Origin of the sequence: Pseudoxanthomonas sp. X-1 (genome assembly GCF_020042665.1) — a bacterium.
In the GTDB taxonomy this organism is placed as follows: Bacteria; Pseudomonadota; Gammaproteobacteria; order Xanthomonadales; family Xanthomonadaceae; genus Pseudoxanthomonas_A; species Pseudoxanthomonas_A spadix_A.
The window spans coordinates 4,115,152-4,129,839 of record NZ_CP083376.1; the positions used below are offsets into that span (position 1 = coordinate 4,115,152).

General features: G+C 70.0%; 14 protein-coding genes. 7 read left to right on the top strand and 7 right to left on the bottom strand.

The window, feature by feature from the left end; genetic code table 11:
- Nucleotides 1-2 precede the first annotated feature (2 nt).
- Nucleotides 3-2,876, bottom strand: coding sequence for a pitrilysin family protein (locus tag LAJ50_RS18510; RefSeq protein WP_138654732.1), 2,874 nt, complete (start codon nt 2,874-2,876; stop codon nt 3-5).
- A 543-nt stretch (nt 2,877-3,419) separates the two neighbouring features.
- On the opposite strand from LAJ50_RS18510, the gene LAJ50_RS18515 reads away from it, so the two are divergent.
- The 4 genes from LAJ50_RS18515 (at nt 3,420) to LAJ50_RS18530 (ending at nt 5,871) form a co-directional block, all read left to right on the top strand.
- Nucleotides 3,420-3,869, top strand: coding sequence for a hypothetical protein (locus LAJ50_RS18515; protein WP_130552835.1), 450 nt, complete (start codon nt 3,420-3,422; stop codon nt 3,867-3,869).
- A gap of 504 nt (nt 3,870-4,373) precedes the next feature.
- Nucleotides 4,374-4,853 carry a tRNA (uridine(34)/cytosine(34)/5-carboxymethylaminomethyluridine(34)-2'-O)-methyltransferase TrmL gene (gene trmL / locus LAJ50_RS18520; protein ID WP_138654730.1) on the top strand — a complete coding sequence of 160 codons (480 nt, stop codon included), beginning with the start codon at nt 4,374-4,376 and terminating at the stop codon, nt 4,851-4,853.
- A gap of 56 nt (nt 4,854-4,909) precedes the next feature.
- Nucleotides 4,910-5,371, top strand: coding sequence for a MarR family transcriptional regulator (locus LAJ50_RS18525; protein ID WP_130552833.1), 462 nt, complete (start codon nt 4,910-4,912; stop codon nt 5,369-5,371).
- 74 nt (nt 5,372-5,445) lie between these two features.
- Nucleotides 5,446-5,871, top strand: a complete 426-nt coding sequence (locus LAJ50_RS18530) for an organic hydroperoxide resistance protein (protein WP_130552832.1) — start codon at nt 5,446-5,448, stop codon at nt 5,869-5,871.
- A gap of 262 nt (nt 5,872-6,133) precedes the next feature.
- Here the strand turns inward: LAJ50_RS18530 and LAJ50_RS18535 are convergent, their stop codons facing one another.
- The gene (locus LAJ50_RS18535) at nt 6,134-6,613 is read right to left on the bottom strand and encodes an Lrp/AsnC ligand binding domain-containing protein (RefSeq protein WP_130552831.1); all 480 of its coding nucleotides are present in this window, start codon (nt 6,611-6,613) and stop codon (nt 6,134-6,136) included.
- Nucleotides 6,614-6,706: 93 nt separating this feature from the next.
- On the opposite strand from LAJ50_RS18535, the gene LAJ50_RS18540 reads away from it, so the two are divergent.
- The gene (locus LAJ50_RS18540; protein WP_138654728.1) at nt 6,707-9,655 is read left to right on the top strand and encodes an L-glutamate gamma-semialdehyde dehydrogenase; all 2,949 of its coding nucleotides are present in this window, start codon (nt 6,707-6,709) and stop codon (nt 9,653-9,655) included.
- Between the two features lie 623 nt (nt 9,656-10,278).
- On the top strand, nt 10,279-10,644 hold the full coding sequence (locus tag LAJ50_RS18545) for a helix-turn-helix domain-containing protein (RefSeq protein WP_224096385.1): 366 nt from the start codon (nt 10,279-10,281) through the stop codon (nt 10,642-10,644).
- A 91-nt stretch (nt 10,645-10,735) separates the two neighbouring features.
- On the opposite strand, the gene LAJ50_RS18550 is transcribed toward LAJ50_RS18545, so the two are convergent.
- The 5 genes from LAJ50_RS18550 to LAJ50_RS18570 all read right to left on the bottom strand — a co-directional run bounded on the left by LAJ50_RS18550 (nt 10,736) and on the right by LAJ50_RS18570 (nt 13,857).
- The gene (locus LAJ50_RS18550) at nt 10,736-11,755 is read right to left on the bottom strand and encodes an NAD(P)H-dependent glycerol-3-phosphate dehydrogenase (RefSeq protein WP_130552828.1); all 1,020 of its coding nucleotides are present in this window, start codon (nt 11,753-11,755) and stop codon (nt 10,736-10,738) included.
- A 55-nt stretch (nt 11,756-11,810) separates the two neighbouring features.
- Nucleotides 11,811-12,329 (bottom strand): protein-export chaperone SecB, encoded by a 519-nt coding sequence (gene secB / locus LAJ50_RS18555; RefSeq protein WP_130552827.1) that lies wholly within the window; start codon nt 12,327-12,329, stop codon nt 11,811-11,813.
- 115 nt (nt 12,330-12,444) lie between these two features.
- On the bottom strand, nt 12,445-12,879 hold the full coding sequence (locus LAJ50_RS18560; protein ID WP_130552826.1) for a rhodanese-like domain-containing protein: 435 nt from the start codon (nt 12,877-12,879) through the stop codon (nt 12,445-12,447).
- 57 nt (nt 12,880-12,936) lie between these two features.
- A complete protein-coding gene (locus LAJ50_RS18565; RefSeq protein ID WP_138654754.1) occupies nt 12,937-13,347 on the bottom strand; it encodes a hypothetical protein in 411 nt (136 codons plus the stop codon).
- Between the two features lie 51 nt (nt 13,348-13,398).
- Nucleotides 13,399-13,857: a YiiD C-terminal domain-containing protein gene (locus LAJ50_RS18570; protein ID WP_138654724.1), complete on the bottom strand. Its 459-nt coding sequence runs from the start codon at nt 13,855-13,857 to the stop codon at nt 13,399-13,401.
- A 16-nt stretch (nt 13,858-13,873) separates the two neighbouring features.
- Here LAJ50_RS18570 and LAJ50_RS18575 point away from each other — a divergent pair, with 16 nt between their 5' ends.
- Complete coding sequence (locus LAJ50_RS18575; protein WP_224096387.1) at nt 13,874-14,641, top strand: uroporphyrinogen-III synthase; 768 nt, start codon at nt 13,874-13,876, stop codon at nt 14,639-14,641.
- Nucleotides 14,642-14,688: the final 47 nt, after the last annotated feature.

A 14,688-nucleotide genomic window follows, 5' to 3' on the forward strand; every position in this document is an offset into this window, starting at 1 on the left:
GCTTACTTGGACGGCTTGGCGCTGACCGGCTTGCCGTCGGCGTCGACCACGCTGACCTCGCCCAGCTTCAGCGCGCGCACCGGGGCCTCGATCTTGGACAGATCGCCCACGATCACCCACGTCAGGGCATTCGGATCGATGCCCTTGGCCGCGGCGTTGGCCTGGTCGGGCGTGAACGCGGCGACCTGCGCGTTGCGCACCTGCACCCAGTTGTCCGGGCGCCCGTAGCGCACGATGCTGCCGATGGTGCCCATCACCGCCGAGGCGGTCTCGTAGGCACCGGGCTGGCTGCGCAGCTCGTTGGCCACGACCTTGTCGACCTCGGCCGCGGTCGCCGGCGCCTTGCCGTCGGCGTAGTCGGCGATCTCGCGCTGCATCTCGGCCACCGACTCGGCGGTCTTGTCGATCTGCACCGGGGCGATGGACAGGAACGGGCGCTGGCCCAGCGCGCCGGCCAGCACGGTGCGGGCACCGTAGGACCAGTGCTTGTCCTCGCGCAGGTTCATGTTCAGGCGCGAGGTGAACGAGCCACCCAGGATCTCGTTGCTCATCTCCAACTTGACCGCGCCGGGATCCTTGCTCGAAGGCAGCAGCTCGCCGGCGTAGATGTTGGCCTGCACCGCGCCAGGCTGGTCGATCAGGTACACGCGCGGCTTGGCCGGACGCTTGGCCTGCGGGATGTCCACCCCAGCCTTGGCCACGCCTTCGCCCTTCCAGTCGCCGAAGTACTTGTCCAGCACCGGCACGATCTGCGCCAGCGTGGTGTCGCCGACCACGATCACCGTGGCCTTCTCCGGGCGCAGCCACTGCTGCTGGTAGTTCAGCAGGTCCTGGCGGGTGAGCGAGGTGATCGCCGCTTCCGTGCCCGAGCCGGTGAACGGGATGCCATAGGGATGCGTGTCGCCGTACAGCAGCGGCGGCAGCACGCGCAGCGCGGCGGTCTGCGGACGCGCCTTCTCCTGGGCGATGCCGGCGATCCACTGCGCCTTGACGCGGTCAATCTCGGACTGCTCGAAACGCGGTGCGCGCAGCATGCTGGCGAACAGACCCACCGAGGCGTCCAGGTTCTCCTTCAGCGCCGACAGCGAGGCGGTGGCGCCGTCGAGCGAGGCGCCGGATTCCAGCGACGCGCCCAGCTCCTCGGCGCGCGACTTGAACGCCAGCGCGCCCAGGTCGCCCGCGCCTTCGCCCAGCATCTTGTTGGTGAAGCCGGCCGTGCCCAGCTTGCCGCCGTGGTCGCTGGCGTAGCCGCCGTCGAAGTCGTAGGCGATGTCCACCACCGGAATCTCGTGGCGCTCGGCCAGCACCACGGTGCTGCCGTTCTTGAGCGTGGCCCGCTGCAGGGCCGGGAACTTCAGCGCCGGGAAGCTCTCCACCTTGGGTACGCCGGCCTTGCGGTCCACGGTGCTGGCCAGGGTGGTGTACTTGGGATCGGGCTTGGGCGCGTTGAACGGCGTCGGCTTGGCGGAAGGCTCTTCCACCAGCGGCGTGCGCGTGCCGGGCTTGACCACGAAGGTGTGGCTCGGGTTGCCCAGCCACTTGGCGGCCGCGGCGCGCACGTCGGCTACGCTGGCCGCTTCGATGTTGGCCAGCGACTCGCGGAAGCAGCCCGGATCGCCGGTGAAGGTGGCGCACGAGGCCAATGCGTCGGCCTTGCCGCCGAAGCCACCGATGCGCTCGATGCCGCGGATGAAGCCGGCGCGGTAATTGGTCTTGGCGCGGGCCAGCTCCTCGGGCGTGGGGCCTTGCTTGATCAGGCGCTGCAGTTCCTCGTCGATCACCGCCTCGACCTTGGCCGGATCCACGCCCTGCTTGACCAGCGCGTTGACGTAGAAGTTGCCGCCCAGCTGCGAGCCGTAGTTGGCCGTGCCGATGTTGTCCACCAGCTTGTCCTGGTGGGTCAGACGCGCGTCGAGCCGCGAACTGGCGCTGCCGCCCAGCACGTCGGAGACCAGGTCGAGCAGGTCGGCATCCTTGGTGCCGAACTGCGGCACGTTCCACATGCGCCGCACCATCACCTGCGGCACCTTGTCCTCCAGTTCGGTGCGGCCGGACTGCTTGAGCACGGCCACGTCGACCTTGGGCTGGGCCATGGTCGGCGTGGCGGGGATATCGCCGAAGTACTTGGCCGCCTTCTCCTTGGCCGTGGCCAGGTCGATGTCGCCGGCCAGCACCAGCACGGTGTTGTTGGGGCCGTACCAGGTCTTGAACCAGGTCTTGACGTCGTCCAGCGAGGCGGCGTTGAGATCGTTCATCGAGCCGATCGTGGTGTGGTGGTACGGGTGGCCCACCGGATACATCGTGCGCGCGATGACCTCGCGCAGCTGGCCGTAGGGCTGGTTCTCGCCTTGGCGCTTCTCGTTCTGGACCACGCCGCGCTGCTCGTCCAGGGTCTTCTGGTCGATCGCGCCGACCAGGTGGCCCATGCGGTCGGACTCCATCCACAGCGCCATGTCCAGCGCGGTGGTCGGCACGTTCTCGAAATAGTTGGTGCGGTCGGTGTTGGTGGTGCCGTTCATGTCGGTGGCACCGGCCTGCTCGAACGGGGCGAAGAACTCGCCCGGCGCGTTCTCGCTGCCGTTGAACATCAGGTGTTCGAACAGATGCGCGAAGCCGCTGCGTCCGGCCGGCTCGTCCTTGCTGCCCACGTGGTACCACAGGTTCACCGCCACGATCGGCGCCTTGCGGTCGGTGTGCACGATCACGCGCAGGCCATTGGGCAGGGTGAACTGCTCATAGGGAATGTCGACCTTGGCCGGCGCGGCGGCGGCGGCAACCGGCGCCTGGGCGAGCGCACCCGTGGCCACGCCGCCAAGCAGTGCGGTGGAAAGGGCCAGGGACAGCAGGCGGATCTGGGGACGCGTCGAAATGCGCATGGAACTCCTTGTGGATGCAGGTCCCGCGGCGGCGTGATGCCGGGCGGGTGGACGAGGAACAGCCCCGCGATGCTAGGCGCGGGCGCCGGGGTTTTCACTAGGCCACAAGCCATGCGGGCGCTGACGATGGCGACAGCTACAGGCGTACGGCCTGCTACCGCATGCGTTCCGGCCGGAATCGCGGGGTGTGCGCCCGCTCCCCCCGTCGCAGGTTTGACGCTCGATCTGGGCCCGGCCGGGGAGGCCATCGGCGGTTCAAGCCTGTCCGATCCAAACCTTCGGACAGTTTTGCGCATCGGAGCAGGTGTTCGCGGACACCGCCGCGGACACCGGACACTCAGCCAGCCGCGTAGGTCCCTTTAAAAACAAGGATTTGGAGTTGGCACGCGTCCTGCGTTGCTACTCGCCGCGGAACACCGCCCACCCTTAACTTGAACAGTTACTGAATAGAAGCGAAGTCCGATCACTTCGCGCTTGACCGAACTGATTAGGTGTTTTACTTTACTACCACACCACCTGACGACATCACTACGGAGACCCACCATGAACACCAACACCCTGCTCCCGCTAGCCGCCGCCTCCCTGTTCGCCCTGTGCGCCGGCTCCATGCTCCTGTCCCGCCCTGGCGCACTGGAATCCGCGCCGGTCGCCCAGGCCAGCCAGTCCGCCCACGTCGTCGACCTGCCGACCGTCAGCGTCCGCCCGGACCCGGCCGACCTGGCCTATTTCAATGCCACCCGCAGCGCCCGCGTGGTCGACCTGCCGGCGGTGAAGGTCACCCCGGACCTGGGCGACCTGGCGTACTACCAGGCCTCGCGCGGCGCCGAGCGCGTGGTCACCCTGGCCGCGGTCACCGTGCGCCCGGCCGCCGAGGACGTGGCCTACTACGTCTCGCATCAGGCCGGTCAGGTCGCCGCCGTGCAGGCCCAGCAGGTCAACACCCAGCTGGCCACCCAGGCCGCCAGCCTGGTGAGCGGCGCGGCCGCCCGCTGAGCCCAGTCGCACCGTCCTTCTGCAGTACGTAACACCCGGGCATTCGCCAAGGGCTGGAAGCTCCCAAGGCTGGTTGACGATGGCAGCGCTCGCGCGGGTTGTCGCACGCCGTACGCAACACCCCTCGACGCGGGCGCTCGGCAGGCCCCTCGATGCTGAGCAAGTCTCGCAAGGCGCCATGCACCTGGCCGATCCATTGAGCCAGCGCAGGGTTTTTGGATTTAACGCTTCATCCTGTCGACTGCACGGCTCGTCCGGCGCCTCGTCTGGGCGTTGCGGCGAAGTCGCGCAAGCGCCGCACGCAACCCCGACCGCTTGCCGAATCGCGTGATGCGAGCCTCGCTCGCAAGACCTTCCGCGTGATGCGAGCTTCAGCGCGCGCGCCTCGAGGTCGGCAGGCAGCCTAGACTTGGCGGCCCCGTCGCCCCTCGGCTCACGCAGCATGGTTCCTTCGCTTTTCGGCGTTTTCCGCCACACGGTGGCCCCCTGTCGCCCGGGCGCCGCATGAGCGCGCCATTCCAGCTCGATGTGCTGCTCTACCAGCCGGAGATCCCGCCCAACACCGGCAACGTGATCCGGCTGTGCGCCAACACCGGCGCGCGCCTGCACCTGATCCGCCCGCTCGGGTTCGCCCTGGAGGATCGCCAGCTCAAGCGCGCCGGGCTGGACTATCACGAATACGCCGCGCTCCAGGTCCACGACGACCTGCCGGCCGCGCTGGCCACGATCGCGCCGCGCCGCCTGTTCGCCCTCAGCACCCGCGGCCGCCAGCGCTACGACACGATCGAGTACGCCCCGGGCGACGCCTTCCTGTTCGGCCCGGAGACCCGCGGCCTGCCGGCCGACGTGCTGGACGCGCTGCCGGCCGAACAGCGCCTGCGCCTGCCGATGCGGCCGGACAACCGCAGCCTCAACCTGTCCAACACCGTGGCGATCATGGTGTTCGAAGCCTGGCGCCAGCAGGGGTTCGTCGGCGGTGCCTGAACCCCGCCAAAACTTATCACTTGCAATTCAATCGCGCACGATGTAATTTACGTCCCATGGACTCCCCGAACACATCCCGCGACCTGCTGCAGCTGGACAACCAGCTGTGCTTCGCGCTGTATTCGACCAACCTGGCGCTCAGCCGCACCTACCGTGGCCTGCTGGCCGCCCTAGAACTGACCTACCCGCAATACCTGGTGATGCTGGTGCTGTGGGAGCGCGACGGGCAGACCGTCTCGGCCATCGGCGAGAAGCTGTTCCTGGATTCGGCCACGCTGACGCCGCTGCTCAAGCGCCTGCAGTCGGCCGGCCTGGTGACCCGCACCCGCGCCGCGCAGGACGAGCGCCAGGTCGAGATCCACCTCACCGACGCCGGCCGCGCCCTGCGCAGCCGTGCGCAGTCCGTGCCCGAAGGCCTGTTCTGTGCCATGGACTGCTCCCCCGACCAGCTGCGCGCGCTCAAGGCGCAGCTGGAAGACCTGCGCGACAAGCTCGCGCGTGCCACCCCCACCGCTTGAACCGCTCCACCCTCCCCGACGTCGTCCCCATGAAATCGCACGCGATTCAATCGCAAACAACCCAGGAGTTCACCATGAAACCCGACAAGATCCTCTACACCGCCACCGCCATCGCCAAGGGCGGCCGCGAAGGCCGCGGCATCACTCCGGACGGTCCGCTGGACCTGCAGCTGTCCACGCCGAAGGAGCTCGGCGGCGGCGGCGGCCCCGGCACCAATCCCGAGCAGCTGTTCGCCATCGGCTACGCGGCCTGCTTCATCGGCGCGATGAAGGCCGTGGGCGCGCGCGAGAAGATCAAGGTGCCCGATGACGTGGCCATCGAGAGCAAGGTCGGCATCGGCCCGGCCGGCAGCGCGTTCGCCATCGCTGTCGAGCTGAAGATCGAGCTGCCGGGCCTGGATCGCGAGACCGCGCAGAAGCTGGTCGAGACCGCGCACCAGGTCTGCCCGTACTCCAACGCGACCCGCGGCAACGTGGACGTGGTGCTGACCCTGGTCTGATCGACCCGCACCGCTCCGCAACCGGACACGGCGCCCAAGGGCGCCGTGTCCTTAACTGTTTTTGTGTTTTTTGGGAGCCGCTATGGCGGCAATGGGCTTTACAGGGAAGGCCTCATCGCCGCCATGGCAGCTCCCACCAGGCGGGAGAACTGCGGCGCCTCACCGCTGTCGTCCCCGCGAAAGCGGGAACCCAGCGACTTTCGCAATCAGCGCACAAGGCACGGATTCCCGCCTGCGCGAAATAACGGCTCGTCCTGCCGTCTTAAATGTCCAGATACAGGTCCGCGCTGTTCTTGACCTCTTCCATCACCGCATAGGTGCGGGTCTCGCGCACGCCGGGCAGCTTCCACAGCACGCGGCCGGCGATGTCGCGGTAGTCGGCCATGTCGGCCGCGCGCAGCTTGATCAGGTAGTCGAAGCCGCCGGCGACCAGGTGGCATTCCATGACCTCGGGCTGGTCGCGGATGGCGGCCTGGAACTCCTCCAGGATGTGCGGCGTGGTGCGGTCCAGCAGCACCTCGACGAAGACCAGCATGCCGGCGCCGAGCTTGTGCGGGTTGAGCCGCGCGCGGTAGCCGATGATGTAGCCCTCTGTCGTCAGCCGCTTGACCCGCTCCAGGGTCGCGGTGGGCGACAGATGCACGCTGTCGGCCAGCTTGAGGTTGGTGATCCGGCCGTCCTGCTGGAGCAGGGCGAGAATTCTGCGGTCGGTCCGGTCCAGCGCGGCAGGAAGTTGGCTCATCCGCGGATCATAGCCCGCCTAACGGAGATTCATCCGGCGCAGCGGCGCTCAGAATGCACATCCTCAAGTCCATTCTGCGCCAGGCGGTCATTTATGCGGTTGCCCATCCCCTACCGGCCCGAGGCCGATGTGCTCGCCCCGCTGCTGCAGCGCCTGCAGGACCTGGACTGGGCCCTGGCCAGCGGCGATGCGATCGGCTGGATCGGCCAGGTCCGCGCGTCCAAACCGTCGGCCTTCGCCATGGAAACGCTGCTGCGCGAGTTCCCGCTGTCCAGCGCCGAGGGCCTGGCCCTGATGCGCCTGGCCGAGGCCTTGCTGCGCGTGCCCGATGCCGACACCGCCATGACCCTCACCGCCGACCAGCTGGGCCGCGCCGATTTCTCCGGCGCCTCGCAGTCGTGGCTGGCCACCCTGTCCAACCAGGCCATCAGCCTGTCCAAGAAGATGCTGGGCGAGGACGGCCAGAAGGCCGGGTTCCTGGCCCGGATGGGCGCCAAGGCCGTGGTCGCCGCGACCGTGCGCGCGGTGCAGCTGATGGGCAAGCAGTTCGTCATGGGCGAGACCCTGGACGAGGCGCTGGACGATGCCCGCAAGCAGCGCAAGGCGCGCAAGGGCCTGCGCTTCTCCTACGACATGCTGGGCGAGGGCGCGCGTACCGACGCCGACGCGCAGGCCTACATGCGCAAGTACCACGCCGCCATCGCCGCGCTGGCCAAGTCGCGCGATCGCAGCGTGCCGGTGGAACAGGCCGACGGCATCTCGATCAAGCTCTCGGCCATCGACGCGCGCTACGAGGCCGTGCAGCACGACCACGTCATGGCGCTGCTGGTGCCGCGCGTGTGCGAGCTGGCCGAGGCCGCGGCCCAGGCCGACCTCAACCTGACCATCGACGCGGAGGAGAGCGAGCGCCTGGAGCTGTCGCTGGAGGTGTTCGAGGCGGTGGCCACGCGCACTGCCGCCAGGTATCCGCAGTGGAACGGCTTCGGCCTGGCCGTGCAGGCCTACCAGACCCGCGCGCTGGAGACGATCGAGGAGGTCGCCCGCATCGCCCGCGCGCTGAAGGTGCGCTTCATGGTGCGCCTGGTGAAGGGCGCCTACTGGGATTACGAGATCAAGCGCGCGCAGGAGCTGGGCCTGGCCGCGTTCCCGGTGTTCACCCACAAGCACCACACCGACCTGTCCTACCTGGCCTGCGCCCGGGCGATGCTGGCCATGCCCGACGCGATCTATCCGCAGATCGCCGGTCACAACGCCGGCACCATCGCCGCGGTGCTGCACCTGGCGCGTGCGGCCGGCGTGCCGTTCGAGCTGCAGCGCCTGCACGGCATGGGCGATGCGGTGCACGAGGCCGCGCATCGGCAGTACCCGGACGTGGGCCTGCGCGTGTACGCGCCGGTCGGCCCGCACAAGGACCTGCTGGCCTATCTGGTGCGCCGCCTGCTGGAGAACGGCGCCAATTCCTCCTTCGTCCACCAGCTGGCGGATGAGACACTGCCGGCCAGCGCGCTGGTGAGCTCGCCGCTGCACATCGCGCCGCAGAGCGCGGTGACGCTGCCGGCCGACATCCTGGGCGTGCGCCGCAACACTGCCGGCACGGACGTGAGCTGCGAGCCGATGGCCAGGTCGCTGCTGGCCGCCTATCCCGCCGCCGCGCTGCCGACGCCGGCGCTGACCCCGGTCGCGCAGATCGATGCCCTGGTGCAGACGCTGGCCAAGGGCCAGAAGCGCTGGAACGCCACGCCGGTCGAGACCCGCGCCGCCGCGCTGGAACAGGCCGCCGACGCGCTCGAACGCGACCTGGCGCAGTGGTGCGCGCTGATCGTGCGCGAAGGCCATCGCACCTGGGGCGATGCGGTCTCCGAAGTCCGCGAAGCCGCCGACTTCTGCCGCTACTACGCGCTGCAGGCACGCAGCCTGATGGCCCCGCAGCTGCTGCCGGGCGTCACCGGCGAGCGCAACACCTATGCCCTGGCCGGGCGCGGGGTGTGGGCGTGCATCTCGCCCTGGAACTTCCCGCTGGCGATCTTCACCGGCCAGGTGGTCGCCGCGCTGGTCACCGGCAACGCGGTGGCGGCCAAGCCGGCCGAGCAGACGCCGGGCGTGGGCGCGGCGATGATCGCCCTGCTGCACCGCTGCGGCGTGCCCGAGGACGCGCTGATCGGCGTGTACGGCGCAGGCGAGACCGGCGCGGCGCTGGTGGCGCATCCGAAGATCGCCGGCGTGGCCTTTACCGGCTCCACGCCGGTGGCCAAGGCCATCGCCCGCACCCTGGCCGGCAAGGACGGCCCGATCGTGCCGCTGATCGCCGAGACCGGCGGCCTCAACGCGATGATCGTCGACTCCACGGCGCTGCCCGAGCAGGTGGTCGACGCGGTGGTGCAGAGCACCTTCCGCAGCGCCGGCCAGCGCTGCTCGGCGCTGCGCGTGCTGTGCGTGCAGGACGACATCGCCGACGGCGTGATCGAGATGCTGGCCGGCGCCGTGGCGCTGCTGAAGGTCGGCGACCCCGCGCAGCTGTCCAGCGACCTGGGCCCGGTGATCGACCAGGACGCGTTCGACAAGCTCCAGGGCCAGATCGCCGCGCTTGAAGGCCGCGCGCGGCTGATCGCGCGCGCGCCGCTGCCGGCCGACGCGCCGGTCAACAGCATCGCGCCGGTGGCCTTCGAGATCGGCGCGCTGGAGCAGGTGCGCGAGGAAGTCTTCGGCCCGGTGCTGCAGGTGCTGCGCTGGAAGGGCGAGGTGGAAACGCTGGTCGAGCAGATCAATGCGCTCGGCTACGGCCTGACCCTGGGCGTGCAGACCCGCATCGACACCCGCGCCCAGGCCATCGCCGCGCGGGCCGAGGTCGGCAACGTCTACGTCAACCGCAACATGATCGGCGCGGTGGTGGGCGTGCAGCCGTTCGGTGGCGAGGGCCTGTCCGGCACCGGCCCCAAGGCCGGCGGTCCGAACTACCTGCCGCGCTTCTGTTCCGAGTCGGTGGTGACCATCAACACCACCGCGGCGGGCGGCGACGTGGACCTGCTGATGGCCTCGCACTAGCCACCGGACATGGCGCGCGTGGACACAGGGCGTCACGCGGATGACACCGGGCCTAGAGTTCCCAAACTGTCGCCTGAATTAATAAACGGTTAAGTACAATATTCACGTGGAATTGCGGTTACCGGAGCGATAGTGGCCACGTGGTCGCCGGGGTGGCTCTGGCGATCACGGCGAGGCGGTGCGACCTCTCTCCCGCATCCGACCTCCGCGAAGCCCGGCCCCTCAAGGCCGGGCTTTTTTTCTGGGCTCTTCCGGCAGGCGCTGCCGCGACCATGCCGGCCCGGACACGCGCCCTTCGCGCGCATCGACTTCACGCTGGCGGCCCTGCGCCCGCCGCGCGCGTCGTGACGAGGGCGTCATCCCGTTCGCGCGATGTTTCCGGCGTGGGGTTGCAGGTCCCGGGAGGCTTTGCGATACGTCGGCATGGCGATGCCGTCGCGGCGTGCCTTCCCAAGGCCTGCTGCATGACGGCGCGAGGTGCGCGGCTGCCTCAGGGGGAGGCGTGCCGGAGACTTCCAGCACCGGGATGCACCAGGGCTCCACGCATGACCCACGCGCCGGCGCCGAGGGAGGCCGCCGGCCATCCAGTCACAACCAACAGGAGATGGAAGAAGATGCATGTCATGGCAGATCGCATTCGTCAGGCCCGCCGGTTGAAGGCCCTGTCGCAGACCCAGCTGGCCGAGCACGTCGGCGTGCAGCGCAGCGCCGTGGCGCAGTGGGAACGCGCGGGCGGAACGCACCCCAGCGTGGAGCACCTGGCGCAGATCGCGGTGATCACGCAGGTGCTGTTCGAATGGCTGGCCACCGGGCGCGGCCCGATGATCAGCGCGGCCACGCAGGCCGAAGCCGCCTCCGGCACGCCGGCGCCCGCGGCCGAGTGTCTGGCCCGCGATGAGGTGGAAACCCGGGTCCTGCAGCTGATCCGCAAGCTCTCGCCGCACCGGCGTTCGGACGCCTGCGACATGCTGCGCGCGATGGTGGGCTGAGGGTCGCGCCGATGCGCAGGCGCGACGCTGCCTGCGCCGAAACAAGACTCCCACCCGCGGGGTGGGAGATCTCCGGCCCGGGGCGAGCGGGCTACTGGAACAGCGTTTCCGGATACTCCGGCTTCTGCTCGCGCGCCAGCAGGCGTTCCAGGCCTTCGGCCGGGGTGATGTCGCCGTGCAGGACATCGCGCACGGCCTCGCTGATCGACAGGTCGATGCCGTAGCGGCGCGCCTGGCGCATCACCTCGTCGGCGGTCTGCACCGACTCGACCACCTGCCCGATCTCGCGCACGGCCTCGTCGATGGACTGGCCGCGGCCCAGGGCCAGGCCCAGGCGGCGGTTGCGCGACAGGTCGCCCGTGCAGGTCAGCACCAGGTCGCCCAGGCCGGCCAGACCCATCAGCGTCTCCGGGCGCGCGCCGATCGCCGCGGCCAGGCGCAGCATCTCGTTGAGGCCGCGGGTGATCAGTCCAGCGCGCGCGTTGAGCCCCAGGCCCATGCCGTCGGCCACGCCGGTGGCCACGGCCAGCACGTTCTTCATCGCCCCGCCCAGCTCGGCCCCGACCATGTCGTTGCCGGTATAGGCGCGAAACGCCGGGCCGTGCAGCACGTCGGCGACCTGCTTGCAGAACGCGTCGTCGGCGCCGTGGATGGTCAGCGCGGTGGGCAGGCCCTGGGCGACTTCCTTGGCGAAGGAGGGCCCGGTCACCACCGCCAGCGGCACCTCCGGACCCAGCACGTCCTCGGCCACCTCGTGCAGGAAGCGACTGGAACCGGGCTCGAACCCCTTGGTCGCCCAGCTCACGCCCGCATGGCGGGGGCGCAGCGGCGCCAGCGCGCGCAGCGTCTCGGTGAAGGCATGCGAGGGCACGACCACCAGCACCAGGTCGGCGTCCGCCATGGCGGTGGCCAGGTCGGTGGTGGCGCGCAGGGTGTCGGGCAGTTCGATGCCCGGCAGGTAACGCGGATTCTCGTGGCGACCTTCGATGGCCTCGGCCACGACCGCATCGCGTCCCCACAGCACGGCCTGGTGGCCGTGCCGGGCGATCAGGGCCGCCAGCGCGGTTCCCCAGGAACCGGCGCCGAGCACTGCGACGTTCAACGCCTTCATTGCATCCCCCCGACTGTGTGCAGGGGGCCAAGCTTTATCACACACGCCATCGAAATCAGGCGTTGCCCACCGGCGGATCGTTCTCGATCACGCCCTGCTGGCCCTGGGCGGCGCGCTGGCGCAGCGTTTCGGCGTACAGGCCGTCGAAGTTGATCGGCTGCAGGAAGAACGGCGGGAAGCCGCCGGCCTGGATCAGGTCGCTCAGCAGCTGGCGCACGTACGGGAACAGGATGCTCGGGCACTGGGTGCCCAGCAGCGCGTCGATGGTCTGCGGGTCGAAGCCGGCCAGACCGAACACGCCGGCCTGCTGCACCTCGGCCACGTAGGCGGTCTTGTCGCCGGCCTTGCAGGTCAGGGTCACGCCCAGGATCACCTCGAAGGCGTTCTCGGCCAGGCGCTGCACGCGCTGGTTGAGGTTGAGGTTGAGCTCCGGAGCGATGTTCTCCGAGTAGATCGCCGGCGCGCCGGGGACCTCGAAGGACACGTCCTTGACGTAGATCTTTTCGACGGTGAAGTTCGGGCCGTTGGCCTGGGTGGCGGCTTCGTTGGCGCCGTTGAGGGTCTCGTCGGACATCATGTACTCCGGAATAGCGTTGCGGTGAATGGGCCAAAGCCCGGGATTATCGCATGGGGTGGCGGCGCGCCCGGACCGCTTCAAGGTCCGCGGGCGACGCGACGCGTGTTCAGTGTCAGGCGCGGCCCTTGACCAGCGGCAGGTCGGCGGCCTGCCAGGCGCCCACGCCGCCCTCGAGCACATAGACCTTGGCAAACCCGGCCTTCTTCAGCTGGGCCGCGGCGCCCGGCGCGGTCTGGCCGCTGCGGCACACCAGCACCACCGGCCGATCGGTCGCGCCGGCGAGCAGCTTGTGTTTGGGATCGAACTTGCCGGCCAGGTTCCTGCTGCCGGGGATGTGGCCCTTCTCGAAATCGCCGCTGGCCGACAGGTCCAGCACCAGCGCGTTGTCGTTGTTGATCAGCGCGGTCAGTTCGCCCGGGCGCACGCCCTTGTAGCCGCGGAACAGGCGCATGACCTCGGTGACGAGGATCGCCAGGGTCAGGCCCACCAGGGCCATGGACAGCATCGCGTTGTCGGCGGCGAAAGCCTTGAGTTGGTCGAAATTCACGGCAGGAAAGCGTCGGCTGGGCGCGAAAAGGCCGGCGATTGTCGCACAGCCCGGCGACTATTGACCCTGCCAGAGGTCCGGCAGGCCGTCCTGCAGCCACCACTGCTCGGCCGTCGGGTCCCAGCGCCAGCGTTCGCGCACCCGCACGGTGCGTTCGGCCATGGTGTGGCGGTTGACCACGCGCGCATCGACCACGCGCACCACGCTGCCGTCGGGTTCGGCGCCGCCGCCGATCTCGCTGTAGCCGGTGATCTCCACCTGCTGGTAGCGCGAGAGCTCCAGCGCGCTCAGGCCGGCGCCCTGGCGCGCCTCGGGGTCGACCACGCTCCAGGCCTGTTCGAACTCGCCCCAGCGCATCGCCTTGGTGAACAGGGTCTGGGTGTCGGTGAGCTTGCGCTGCTTGGCGCGGTTGCCGATGGCCTCGGCCGGTCCGGCGCTGGCCAGCACCAGCAGCGCGGCCAGCAGCATCCACAGTAGTCGTCCCACGTGCGTGTTTCTCCCCAGGCGTGAGCCAGGATGCTACCGCTTTGCCAGGGCCACGTAGCGGCCGCTCAGTTCGGCCGCGACCCCGCCGTCGGGCAGCAGCACCTGCGCCAGCAGGGTGGCGCGCGCCTTGCCGCGGCGCACGAAGGTGTCGATGAAGCCCGCCCAGTCGGCTTCCGGCGCCAGCCAGGCCTGGGCGACCAGCTCGTCCAGCAGCGGGGCGCGGTAGCGCACCTGGCTGTCGGCCACGTAGACCTCGGCGTCCAGCCCGGCCTTGCGCAGCTGCAGCGTGGTCAGCGCCCAGCCGGCCAGGGTCATCAGCGCGACCAGGCTGCCGCCGAAGGCGGTGCCCTTGTCGTTGACGTTGGCGGCCAGCGGCGCGGTCGTGTGCAGGCGCGTGCCATCGAAGCGGCGCAGCGCCATGCGCATCGCCACCACCGGCGGCATCTGCGCGCAGGTCGCGCGCAGCGCGTCGAGCAGGGCGTCGTCGTTCATCGCGTACTCTTGATTCATGGGCCAGGGCAAAGCGCGCGCATGGTACGTCATCTCCCTGCGGCCTCAGGGCGGGCACGCCGCGCTGCGCCGCGCTGCCGCGCGCGTGGGCGCCGGGGTGATCGCGCTCTCGCCCTGGTCGCTGGTGGCGCGCGAGGACGACGAAGCGCGGCAGGCCTGGGAGGCGGCGCGGGCCTGTGAGGTGGTGGTGTTCACCAGCCCGGCGGCGGTGCGCTTCGCCCATGCCCTGGTGCCCATCGGCGCGGGTCCGGGCCAGGTCCTGATCGGTACCGGCAGCGGCACGCGCGCGGCGCTGGCGCGGCTGGGGCTGGCGGCGCTCGCCCCGTCCCGCATGGACAGCGAGGGTCTGCTGGACCTGCCGGCGCTGGCCACGCTCGCGCGGCGCCCGGTCGGGCTGGTCACCGCGCCGCAGGGGCGCGGCACACTGGCGCCGGCGCTGCAGGCGCGCGGTGCGCAGCTGCACCTGGCCGAGGTGTATCAGCGCCAGCCGGTGCCGCTGTCGGCACGGGCCATCGCCCGGCTCGACGCGCTGCAGGCGCCGGCCTGCGTGCTGGTGACCAGCGGCGGCGCGCTGCGCGAGGTGCTCGAACGCCTGCCCGCGCGCTCGGCGGCGGCGCTGCGCGCGCAGCCGGCGATCGTGGCCAGCGCGCGGCTGGCGGGCCTGGCGCTGCAGGCCGGATTCGAGCGGGTGCTGCAGGCCGAAGGCCCGCGTGCGGCGCAGCTGCTGGCGACCGCGCAGGCCATGTACTCACATCGCTTGAGCTAGCATGCGGCCGATCCCGCCGCGCCACACGCGCCTGTTCCACGCTGCTT

What these genes read in the sequence shown, in the direction of transcription:
- LAJ50_RS18535 (WP_130552831.1), bottom strand. Translation starts at nt 6,613, where the DNA reads ATGAGCCAACTTCCTGCCGCGCTGGACCGGACCGACCGCAGAATTCTC.
- LAJ50_RS18575 (WP_224096387.1), top strand. Translation starts at nt 13,874, where the DNA reads ATGGGCCAGGGCAAAGCGCGCGCATGGTACGTCATCTCCCTGCGGCCT.
- LAJ50_RS18525 (WP_130552833.1), top strand. Translation starts at nt 4,910, where the DNA reads ATGGACTCCCCGAACACATCCCGCGACCTGCTGCAGCTGGACAACCAG.
- trmL (WP_138654730.1), top strand. Translation starts at nt 4,374, where the DNA reads ATGAGCGCGCCATTCCAGCTCGATGTGCTGCTCTACCAGCCGGAGATC.
- secB (WP_130552827.1), bottom strand. Translation starts at nt 12,329, where the DNA reads ATGTCCGACGAGACCCTCAACGGCGCCAACGAAGCCGCCACCCAGGCC.
- LAJ50_RS18565 (WP_138654754.1), bottom strand. Translation starts at nt 13,347, where the DNA reads ATGCTGCTGGCCGCGCTGCTGGTGCTGGCCAGCGCCGGACCGGCCGAG.
- LAJ50_RS18515 (WP_130552835.1), top strand. Translation starts at nt 3,420, where the DNA reads ATGAACACCAACACCCTGCTCCCGCTAGCCGCCGCCTCCCTGTTCGCC.
- LAJ50_RS18570 (WP_138654724.1), bottom strand. Translation starts at nt 13,857, where the DNA reads ATGAACGACGACGCCCTGCTCGACGCGCTGCGCGCGACCTGCGCGCAG.
- LAJ50_RS18540 (WP_138654728.1), top strand. Translation starts at nt 6,707, where the DNA reads ATGCGGTTGCCCATCCCCTACCGGCCCGAGGCCGATGTGCTCGCCCCG.
- LAJ50_RS18550 (WP_130552828.1), bottom strand. Translation starts at nt 11,755, where the DNA reads ATGAAGGCGTTGAACGTCGCAGTGCTCGGCGCCGGTTCCTGGGGAACC.
- LAJ50_RS18510 (WP_138654732.1), bottom strand. Translation starts at nt 2,876, where the DNA reads ATGCGCATTTCGACGCGTCCCCAGATCCGCCTGCTGTCCCTGGCCCTT.
- LAJ50_RS18530 (WP_130552832.1), top strand. Translation starts at nt 5,446, where the DNA reads ATGAAACCCGACAAGATCCTCTACACCGCCACCGCCATCGCCAAGGGC.
- LAJ50_RS18545 (WP_224096385.1), top strand. Translation starts at nt 10,279, where the DNA reads ATGGCAGATCGCATTCGTCAGGCCCGCCGGTTGAAGGCCCTGTCGCAG.